Raw genomic sequence first — 8952 nt, 5'->3', positions numbered from 1 at the left:
CCGCCGTTAGCTTATCTTTGTTTTCAGGCTTGAGTAACATTTCTACAGTGCCTTCAGGTAATTTAGAAAATGCAGCATCTGTTGGTGCAAAAATAGTAAAGGGTCCTTTACCTTGCAGTGTTTCAACTAAACCTGCGGCTTTAACAGCAGCAACAAGAGTAGTGAACGAACCATTTTCAACGGCTACTTCAACAACGTCTTTTTTCATACCATGATGATCAGCATAAGCCATTGTAGTAAATCCAAGGCTTGCAGTTGTAAACAATAATGCAGTAGTAATTTTCTTAAACATTTTATTTTTCCTTTAAGTTAATACCCGTTGGTTTCGTTAAATGTTACGACGCTCTAAATTTAATCGATCAATTAAAATTAGTAGTCAACATGTTTTGTTACATCATTGATTGAACTGCAGCTAAATAGCAAAGTCATATAAACAGTTACTTAATTAAAGACTTGTTCAATTGAAGGGAATAGGCATGAAATTAGTTTATAAGTTTTGGAAAAACAACCGCTCTCTTATCGTATTTATTGCACTAATGAGCGTATTTAGAAGCGCTGTAGCCGATTGGTACGAAGTGCCAACAGGCTCTATGAAGCCAACAATTCAAGAAGGTGACAGAATACTTACCGATAAAATGGCCTACGATATTCGTGTCCCATTTACGCATATAAAACTACTTAAACTAGCGGACCCACAAACCGGTGATATTATTGTTTTTGACTCACAAGCTGCCGATAACCGTTTAATTAAACGTGTAATTGGTGTGCCAGGAGACACCGTTGCGCTTGAAAATAATGAGCTCATTATTAATGGTAAAAAACTTAATTATGCAGATCAGCAAAGCAACATAGACTCGCTTGATAAAATCGAAGATTTAAACGGGTTAGCGCATTCGATAAGAGTGGCAAATATTCCTTCACGTTTATCGGGCTTTGACGCAATTACAATTCCTGATGATTATTATTTAGCAATGGGCGATAACCGCGACAATAGCGCTGACTCGCGTGTAATAGGTTTAATTCCGCGTAATGAGTTATTAGGAAAAGCAGAGCGCGTTATAGTGTCTCTTGATTACGATAACTATTACTTACCAAGAAAAGACCGCGTATTGAAAAAGCTCAATTAAATAAGATAATTAATTTTAGAGTTAAAATATAACTGCCTATTTAGGCAGTTTACTTATATATTTTTTTACAAGCTTGGTAAGAACACTACGCTCTTGTTCGGTATTTAATATACGACTAAACATTACTTTAGCCCATAAAAAAACCGCTGACATATCAGCGGTTTTTTTATTGTATGAATAATATTACATTACGCGCATACCAGGCTCTGAGCCGTCATCTGGGTTAAGAATATAAATTTCTTTTCCGCCAGGGCCTGCTGCCAATACCATGCCTTCAGACATACCAAAGCGCATTTTACGAGGCTTAAGGTTAGCAACCATAACGGTTAGCTTGCCTTCGATATCCTCAGGTGCATAAGCCGATTTAATACCCGCAAACACTTGGCGAGTTTCGCCGCCTAAATCAAGTGTTAGCTTAAGTAGTTTATCTGCGCCTTCTACGTGCTCTGCTTTAGCAATTTTAGCTACGCGTAGGTCTACTTTTGCAAAATCATCGAACTCAATCTCGTCGCTAATTGGCTCTTTTGCAAGTGGGCTGTTAGGGTCAATTGTTACTTTTGGTGCTAAGCTTTCTTTAGATTCTTCAACCATTTTGTTCACTTTATCCATTTCAACACGTTGCATTAACGGTTTAAATTTATTGATAGGGTGGCTTACTAGTGCATTTTGAACGCCGTCCCATGCAAGGTCGTCATTTAAAAACGCTTGTACGTTGTCTGCCATTCCTGGTAGCACGGGTTTTAAGTAAGTAATTAAAACGCGGAACAAGTTAAGACCAAGAGAACACACTTCGTGTGCTTCTTGTTGCTTAGTTTCGTCTTTAATTAATACCCAAGGCGCTGCGCCATCAATAAATTGGTTTGCTTTGTCGGCAAGCGCCATTATTTCGCGAATTGCGCGGCTGTAATCGCGGTTCTCGTAGTGTGTTGTAATGCTCGGTGCAGCAGCTTGAAACTCTGCTAACAGCTCTGGTTGCATAATAGTGTTGCTTAGCTTGCCATCAAACTTTTTAGTAATAAAGCCAGCACAACGGCTCGCTATGTTGACTACTTTACCTACTAGGTCTGAATTTACGCGCTGTGCAAAGTCTTCTAGGTTTAAATCCAGATCAACAATACCGCTGCTTAATTTTGCTGCGTAGTAGTAACGTAAGTATTCTGGGTTTAAGTTATCTAAATAAGTACGCGCTTTAATAAACGTACCCTTTGATTTAGACATTTTTTCGCCATTCACAGTTACAAAACCATGAGCGAATACGTTAGTTGGCTTTCTAAAATTAGCGCCTTCTAGCATTGCTGGCCAAAATAAGCTGTGGAAGTAGATAATGTCTTTACCAATAAAGTGATAAAGCTCTGCGTCTGAACCTTCAGCCCAAAACGCATCAAAGTCGAGGCCTTTTTCGTCACATAGGTTTTTAAAACTCGCCATGTAACCAATAGGTGCATCTAACCAAACGTAAAAATATTTGCCTGGTGCATTTGGGATTTCAAAACCAAAATAAGGTGCGTCACGGCTAATATCCCACTGTTGCAAGCCATCGGTAAACCATTCGTCTAGCTTGTTAGCCATTTCTTGTTGAATAGTTCCCGAGTGTAACCACTCTTTTAGCATGCCTTCAAATGCTGGCAGGTCAAAAAAGTAATGCTCAGAATCTTTAAGTACAGGCTCAGCACCTGACATTACAGAACGCGGGTTAATAAGTTCGGTAGGGCTGTATGTAGCACCACACGAATCACAGCTATCGCCGTTTTGGTTTTCAGACTTACACGTCGGGCAAGTACCTGTTACAAAGCGGTCTGGTAAGAAAATACCTTTTTCAGGATCAAATAATTGCGAAATAGTGTGCTTTTTAATATGACCGGCATCGTTTAGGCGGTTATAAATAAGTTCGCTTAATTCTTTGTTTTCTTGGCTGTGGGTGCTGTGGTAGTTATCAAATTTGATATTAAAGTCAGCAAAGTCGCGTTGGCGCTCTATGCTCACTTGTTTTACCATTTCTTCAGGCGTGATCCCTTGCTTTTGCGCATTAAGCATAATTGGCGTGCCGTGGGCATCGTCTGCGCAAACATAATAAGCTTCGTGGCCTTGTAGTTTTTGAAAACGTGACCAAATATCAGTTTGAATATATTCCAATAAATGACCTAGGTGAGTAGGGCCATTTGCATAAGGTAATGCGCTGGTAATCAGGATCTTTCGCTGCGTCATAATCATTCCGAATTGAGGATAAAACGCCGTTTTTATTATACAAACGGCAATTATCATTAATTTATCTACAAGCTATCTGCTTAGAGTGCGCACAGCTTATGGATTTTTATTAATTGACTGGTGTTAATGCCCTGAATGTTACATAATTCCGTGGCACTTTTCATCAAAGAAACGCTATTTAATTGCTATGTTTGGACTGTCGAAACTATTCTCTTCTAAATCGGTGCAAAAACAACCGATTATAACTGCCTTAGCGGCATATCGTAGTGCGGCTTTTGCCGTCGGTATTGCCGAAAGCTTCATTGATACTATTACTCAAAATGACGATAAATCACTACACATTAAATTAACTCTGCCATTTGCTGGGCAATCAGAAATGCCTTTAGTTGAGCAACACGTAAGTGAAAGCTTAAATGTGCCTGTAACAATTAGCGCCAAGGTTATCATTAAAGAGGCGGCTAAGTTTAAAGCGATTAAACATATTGTACTTATTGCCTCAGGCAAAGGTGGGGTAGGTAAGTCGACTACTGCTGTTAACTTGGCAGGCGCGCTTAAAAATGAAGGCGCAAAGGTGGGTATTTTAGATGCTGACATTTATGGCCCATCTATCCCAATGCTTTTAGGATTAGTGGGCGCAGAGCCCGTCACTAAAGATAACAAACAGCTACAGCCTTTTGATGCAAATGGCATTAAAGCGCAGTCAATTGGCTTTTTAGTTCCAAGCGATGATGCCACGGTATGGCGTGGACCAATGGCGTCAGGCGCACTGAGCCAGTTACTTAACGAAACCGATTGGGGCGAGCTTGACTATTTAATTGTTGATATGCCACCGGGCACCGGTGATATTCAGCTTACAATGAGCCAAAAAGTACCCGCTAGCGGCACTGTTATTGTCACTACACCGCAAGATTTAGCGCTAGCCGATGCGCAAAAAGGCATTGCTATGTTTAATAAAGTAAACGTACCGGTGCTTGGCTTAATAGAAAATATGAGCCACTACATTTGCACTCACTGTGGTGAAGCTAACCACGTTTTTGGTAAAGACGGTGCACAAAAACTGGCGCATAAGCACGGCGTGCCTGTACTTAGCCATATTCCACTTGCAATAGATATACGCGAGTATTCTGAGCAAGGTAAACTTATTGCAAGCGATAAGGACGCTACAATAAGCAAAACATACAGCGCAGCAGCAAGGCTAATAGCCAGCACGCTTTATTATCAACAGCATCACAATGCAATTGAAATTGTGATTACGGAAGATTAATAAATAATGAGACTTTCAGACACACATATTAAAGAATACTTAAGCGATGGCCGCATTGTTATTGAGCCTGCGCCAACGAGCGAGATGATTTCAGGCGTGACTGCCGATTTACGTTTGGGAAATAAATTTAGAACGTTTAATGCGCATAACGCCGCATACGTCGATTTAAGTGGTCCAAAAGATCAGCTAAATAAGGCCATGGAATCGATCATGAGTGAAGAAATAGTGCTTGATGAAGGTGAAGCATTCTTTTTACACCCAGGTGAACTTGCACTAGCTATTACCCATGAAAAAGTAACTCTACCAGCAGATATAGTAGGTTGGTTAGATGGACGCTCATCGCTTGCGCGTTTGGGTTTAATGGTGCATGTAACCGCGCATCGAATAGACCCAGGCTGGAGCGGCAATATTGTTTTAGAGTTTTACAACTCAGGTAAATTACCACTGGCACTACGCCCACTGATGAAAATTGGTGCTATGAGCTTTGAAATGTTATCGGGCCCGTGTGAAAACCCATACAATATTCGTAAAGATGCAAAATATAAAGATCAAAGCAGCGCAGTAGCAAGTCGTATTAGTGACGATAAATAATCACCAAATATAGGCATTACTCGTCCATTTTATGAAGCGCATAACCCAGTAGTTCAAAGTACTGGTTAAGCGCTTCATTTGCTTTATTAATATGCTCACTATTTGGGTATATTAAATTACTACTTTTTAAGCCTCCCACCAAAAAGCTATTTTTTATATATGTGTGGCCTTCAATACAGGCTTCAAAACACCGTGCTGCAAGCTCTTCGGGCATGCTCATATAATTCATATTGTGGGCTTTATCGTGTTCTATACACGTTTGTACAAAGTTATTTGCATCAATACCATCTTCATCTAAAAACACATGTTTATAAAAACTGTTCAAAGCATTATTAAGTGGATGCGATAAATTAGGCGTGTTTGAAAGCCACAATTTTGAGGCAAAGCCAAACCGGGGTTTTGCTGCAAATAAATGCTCGCTTATATGATGGTCAAACGCATGGAACCATTCGTGAGCCAATGCGCCACCGCCCGCATTTTTAGCTAAAGCAAGGGTTTGTGAAGCTGCGTTATAATGCGCTTGCACGCCTTTTTGACCACCATGGCCAAATGCAAAGTTAAGCTTCCCGCGCAGGCCAATTGCTTTAGGTGGTAAATGCAGTATTTGCGCAAGGTCGGCCAGTGCATCGTAAATTAAATTGGCGCTAATGTAGCGCTCTTCTTTAGTTACCCATTTACCAACGACCATTGACCTAAAGCCGAAGGTATCTCTTATATCGCTAAAGTCGACTTGGTCGTCAAAGCGATAGTCGGGTCCTTGGCGAGTAAAGCCACGTTTTAGTCTGTTAGGGTAGTTACGCATTGCAAGTTTCATATAGTAACGAATTTAATCTAAGTAACGTGCTTTTACGTGCTCAGGCATGTGTTGGGTTTGTTTTTGTATTAATTCATTTAGCGCATTATAAAGTGGTGCGGGATTTAGCTGCTCTATTAAAAACAAACTATGCGCTACAGCTTCAAGTGTGGATAGGCTGTCGGCCCGAGGAGCTTTACGAATAGCATAACGATTTTTAGGTAGCTGTTTAAAACTGACCGTTTTAAATTGATTTAGTAATGTGGTGAGCTGCAAAATTTTGTAGACTTTTTTCCATGTACCATCAACCACGATTAAATGGGTGATGTTTTTTACATTTGGCTGCTCAGTGTTATCGTCTAAATTTACAGCGTGTTCGTTAGGGTAGAGTAAAACAGTTGAGCTTACTGGCAGTGTTTTTAGTATGGAAAAGTCATCATTATTTTCGCCTTTGATTATTTGGCAATCAGTTAGGCATAAATTGAGTAGTTTAGCGGTATTTTTTGCTATTTTTTCTTCACTCGGGTGCTGTAGAATAATAACCGTAACTTTGTTGTTTATATTTGTAATTGCGTTGCAAATACAGGTGTTTATTGAAAAGTTACAATGATTACAAAGTGTGCGTGCCATTTAATAAACTTTTTGTTGCCAGTATGTTCCTCGCAATTATACATTTATAAGGTAATTAAGTTGGTTTTTTTTACGCATCAATATAAAGTAGTACTATTAAACTGTAACTTACATGGATTGTTTTAAGGGCTTAAAATATGACAGAAATAAATATTGATACATCAGCATTAGAGAGTATGGAATCGTTATTGGGTGAGCAGTTTGCTGATACACTTGATTTTTGCTGCTCAGAGTTTGAACGTTTAGGCTCAGAAGTGTTAGCAACCATTGGTAAAGATAAAGAAGCAGCTATTCGCCACTCCCATAGCTTAAAATCGAATGCGGCGCAGTTTGGTGCTTCAAGCCTTGCTGAAGTATCGCGTGTTATTGAACAAAATTTAAACCTAGATAACTTAGCTGAAGCTATCGACGCATCTAATAGCTTAATGGCTCAAGTAACAGGCTCTCAAGCTAAGCTAAATGAATGGTTAGCATCTCGTTAATTATTGAAGCTGAAACGTGAATTTATTTCAGTATTAAGCACCTAAATTGACTGGCATTTTACGCCTTTACTAGGTTAGTCTAAAGATTCACTAGGGCGTGTTGATCTTTCGGGATTGAATTTGCAACGAGTGTCTGGTTTTTAGGTTAGGCAGAGCCTATGCAGTGTGGTTTTTCCACATAAATAGGCGATAACAACACATAAAATCCAAACACGCATTGCCCAGAGGGTTCTTCCTAGGGGCTATTTTCTCTTTGTTACTCAATTTTTACTTAGCCCACTAGGTTACAAATCTCGCGCCGCGATTAAATCGCCCCTAGGTTGAACAAATTTAATCCATAAAGTCAATACGCCCTAAAGAGGTAAAAATGTCTGATATTAAAAAGAGTCACAAATTAGAAGGTGTATGTTATGACATTCGTGGGCCGGTTTTAGCACAAGCTAAAAAAATGGAAGACGAAGGTCAAAAAGTATTAAAATTGAATATAGGTAATCCGGCTGCTTTTGGTTTTGATATGCCAGAAGATATGCACCGCGATATTATCCGCAACTTATATTCAGCCCAAGGTTACTGTGACTCTAAAGGCCTCTATTCAGCCCGCGTGGCTATTTATCAGCACTATCAACAACGTGGATTACATAATTTAGATGTAGATAGCATATATATTGGTAATGGCGTAAGCGAACTTATTCAGATGATCACCCAAGCGCTATTAAATAATGGCGATGAAGTGCTTATTCCAGCTCCAGATTATCCACTTTGGACTGCTTCTGTAACATTATCGGGTGGTAATCCGGTGCATTATTTATGTGATGAAGAGCAAGATTGGTTTCCGGATATTGCCGATATAAAAAGCAAAATAACGTCTAAAACTAAAGCTTTGGTATTAATTAATCCTAATAATCCGACAGGTGCGGTTTACAGTGACGATTTGTTAATGCAATTAATTGATATAGCGCGTGAACATAAACTGCTGTTATTGAGCGATGAGATTTACGAAAAGATTTTATACGATGGTATAACGCATACTTCAATCGGCTCACTGTGTGATGATGTACCAATCATTACTTTTAATGGTTTAGCAAAAACCTACCGTGCAGCGGGGCTAAGAATGGGGTGGATGGTTCTAAGCGGTCGTACCTCGGTAATGGATGATTTACGCAAAGGTCTTGAAATACTTTCATCTATGCGTTTGTGCGCAAATGTACCTGCGCAATATGCAATTCAACAAGCGTTGGGCGGCGTGCAATCAATTGATAATTTAATTAACCCAGGTGGGCGCTTATACGAGCAGCGCGATATTGCATGGCGCGGGTTAAACGCTATTGAAGGTATTAGTTGTAAAAAACCAAAAGGCGCGCTCTATGCGTTTGCCAAAGTAGATACAGCACTTTTTAACGTTAAAGATGATGAAAAGATGATGTACGATTTGCTAAAAGCCGAAAAAATATTACTTGTACATGGCAGGGCGTTTAATTGGCCCGAGCCGGATCATTTTAGATTGGTATTTTTACCAAGCAAAGATGATTTATCGGATGCGATGTTAAAAATGAAGCGTTTTTTTAAAGACTATCGTCAAGTATAGTTATTTAAAAAATAAAAAAACGAGCCAAATTTGGCTCGTTTTTTACTTTAGTCATGAATATATTGGCTAATACGCTTTATCTACACGCACCGTGTTGTCGTTCAAGTACACTAATCTTACGTTATCGCCTTTGCTAAAGCGCATTGATTGGTCTTGATCTTGAACAACCATAAACTGGTCGCCGTTTTCAACTTGTATTAATAACTCTACAAAATGATTTTGCTGATAATGACTTTGCTGCTGCCTATTGTGTGCAACACTGCCGCCAATTACCG

General features: G+C 39.5%; 9 protein-coding genes and 1 pseudogene. 5 read left to right on the top strand and 5 right to left on the bottom strand.

Annotated elements, in window-relative coordinates:
* The coding region (locus L652_RS0120920; RefSeq protein WP_024603630.1) for a fasciclin domain-containing protein at positions 1 to 292 on the bottom strand (292 nt) is incomplete at its 3' end.
* Between the two features lie 184 nt (positions 293 to 476).
* Here L652_RS0120920 and lepB point away from each other — a divergent pair.
* On the top strand, positions 477 to 1127 hold the full coding sequence (lepB, locus tag L652_RS0120915; protein WP_024597614.1) for a signal peptidase I: 651 nt from the start codon (positions 477 to 479) through the stop codon (positions 1125 to 1127).
* 183 nt (positions 1128 to 1310) lie between these two features.
* On the opposite strand, the gene metG is transcribed toward lepB, so the two are convergent.
* Positions 1311 to 3332, bottom strand: coding sequence for a methionine--tRNA ligase (gene metG, locus L652_RS0120905; protein ID WP_024597613.1), 2022 nt, complete (start codon positions 3330 to 3332; stop codon positions 1311 to 1313).
* A 187-nt stretch (positions 3333 to 3519) separates the two neighbouring features.
* Between metG and apbC the strand changes: the two genes are divergently transcribed.
* Positions 3520 to 4596 carry an iron-sulfur cluster carrier protein ApbC gene (gene apbC, locus L652_RS0120900; protein WP_024597612.1) on the top strand — a complete coding sequence of 359 codons (1077 nt, stop codon included), beginning with the start codon at positions 3520 to 3522 and terminating at the stop codon, positions 4594 to 4596.
* 6 nt (positions 4597 to 4602) lie between these two features.
* A complete protein-coding gene (gene dcd / locus L652_RS0120895) occupies positions 4603 to 5187 on the top strand; it encodes a dCTP deaminase (protein WP_002959670.1) in 585 nt (194 codons plus the stop codon).
* A 16-nt stretch (positions 5188 to 5203) separates the two neighbouring features.
* Here the strand turns inward: dcd and L652_RS0120890 are convergent, their stop codons facing one another.
* Complete coding sequence (locus L652_RS0120890; RefSeq protein ID WP_024597611.1) at positions 5204 to 5989, bottom strand: CLCA_X family protein; 786 nt, start codon at positions 5987 to 5989, stop codon at positions 5204 to 5206.
* A gap of 24 nt (positions 5990 to 6013) precedes the next feature.
* Entirely contained in the window at positions 6014 to 6610 is a 597-nt protein-coding gene (locus tag L652_RS0120885) for a tRNA-uridine aminocarboxypropyltransferase (protein ID WP_024597610.1), read from the bottom strand.
* Between the two features lie 137 nt (positions 6611 to 6747).
* On the opposite strand from L652_RS0120885, the gene L652_RS0120880 reads away from it, so the two are divergent.
* Together L652_RS0120880 and L652_RS0120875 are read left to right on the top strand one after the other, a co-directional pair.
* On the top strand, positions 6748 to 7092 hold the full coding sequence (locus L652_RS0120880) for an Hpt domain-containing protein (protein ID WP_002959674.1): 345 nt from the start codon (positions 6748 to 6750) through the stop codon (positions 7090 to 7092).
* A 367-nt stretch (positions 7093 to 7459) separates the two neighbouring features.
* The gene (locus L652_RS0120875) at positions 7460 to 8677 is read left to right on the top strand and encodes a pyridoxal phosphate-dependent aminotransferase (RefSeq protein ID WP_024597609.1); all 1218 of its coding nucleotides are present in this window, start codon (positions 7460 to 7462) and stop codon (positions 8675 to 8677) included.
* A gap of 66 nt (positions 8678 to 8743) precedes the next feature.
* On the opposite strand, the pseudogene L652_RS0120870 reads toward L652_RS0120875, so the two are convergent.
* Positions 8744 to 8952 (bottom strand): annotated as a pseudogene (locus L652_RS0120870) (hypothetical protein); the annotation flags it as partial.

The sequence above is a fragment of the Pseudoalteromonas sp. TB25 genome (genome assembly GCF_000497995.1).
GTDB classification, from domain to species: Bacteria; Pseudomonadota; Gammaproteobacteria; order Enterobacterales; family Alteromonadaceae; genus Pseudoalteromonas; species Pseudoalteromonas distincta.
The sequence above is the reverse complement of the archived record's forward strand: the minus strand, read 5'-3'. Positions and strand labels throughout refer to the sequence as shown.

Coding starts and splice junctions, on each gene's coding strand:
- apbC (WP_024597612.1), top strand. CDS start 3,520: ATGTTTGGACTGTCGAAACTATTCTCTTCTAAATCGGTGCAAAAACAA.
- L652_RS0120890 (WP_024597611.1), bottom strand. CDS start 5,989: ATGCGTAACTACCCTAACAGACTAAAACGTGGCTTTACTCGCCAAGGA.
- dcd (WP_002959670.1), top strand. CDS start 4,603: ATGAGACTTTCAGACACACATATTAAAGAATACTTAAGCGATGGCCGC.
- L652_RS0120875 (WP_024597609.1), top strand. CDS start 7,460: ATGTCTGATATTAAAAAGAGTCACAAATTAGAAGGTGTATGTTATGAC.
- L652_RS0120880 (WP_002959674.1), top strand. CDS start 6,748: ATGACAGAAATAAATATTGATACATCAGCATTAGAGAGTATGGAATCG.
- metG (WP_024597613.1), bottom strand. CDS start 3,332: ATGACGCAGCGAAAGATCCTGATTACCAGCGCATTACCTTATGCAAAT.
- L652_RS0120885 (WP_024597610.1), bottom strand. CDS start 6,610: ATGGCACGCACACTTTGTAATCATTGTAACTTTTCAATAAACACCTGT.
- lepB (WP_024597614.1), top strand. CDS start 477: ATGAAATTAGTTTATAAGTTTTGGAAAAACAACCGCTCTCTTATCGTA.